1 protein-coding gene is annotated in these 689 nt (G+C 52.1%); it reads left to right on the top strand.

The window, feature by feature from the left end; translation table 11 throughout:
- Positions 1–689 (top strand): IS21 family transposase (gene istA, locus ABD76_RS03615; protein WP_197254357.1); only part of this gene is annotated, 689 nt, incomplete at both ends.

Genomic DNA, 689 nt, shown 5'->3' with positions numbered 1-689 from the left:
GCGAAGCAGAAGGGTGCTCGATCCGTGACATCGCCAGACAGATGGGCATTCACTGGAGAACCGCGAAGAAGTACGCAGATCAATCCAACTGGAACGAATCGATTGGTAAAAGAAAGAGTAAAAGCCCAGTTATGGGGCCGTATATGGAGATCGTGGACACATGGCTGGAGGAAGATCGCCTGCTTCCCCGGAAACAGCGGCATACCGGGATACGGATCTACCAGCGGCTGAGAGATGAACACCAGTTTACAGGCGGACAACGAACCGTTTTGGCCTATGTCCGGAAGCGAAAAAACGAAATGGAGCTCGAACGCGCTAAAACCTACGAGCGGTTGGAGCATCCACCGGGAGAAGCACAGGTGGATTTTACGACCATGCAGGTCAGTCGAGCGCAGCAGCTACTCACCTACAAGTTGCTGGTGATCTCCTTTCCGTACAGTAATGCTGCATTTGTATACCCGACACCGGCTGAGAATCAGGAATGCTTTTTAGAAGCGATGAAGCAATGTTTCGAGCAGATGGGAGGCGTCCCCCAGCGGATCTGGTTCGACAATCTGTCAGCAGCGGTGGTCCACCTGGATCAACTGGATGGGGCTAGTATGAAGCAAGCGAAGTTTGTCCCGACTCCAGAAGATTATGCTGCGCTTGCGAAAGAGAATGAGAAGCTCAAGAAACTCTATGCAGAGCAA

It is taken from the genome of Paenibacillus dendritiformis (assembly GCF_015845845.1).
Classification (GTDB): domain Bacteria; phylum Bacillota; class Bacilli; order Paenibacillales; family Paenibacillaceae; genus Paenibacillus_B; species Paenibacillus_B dendritiformis_C.
Note: the sequence above shows the minus strand (reverse complement) of the source record. Positions and strands in the feature narration are given on the sequence as shown.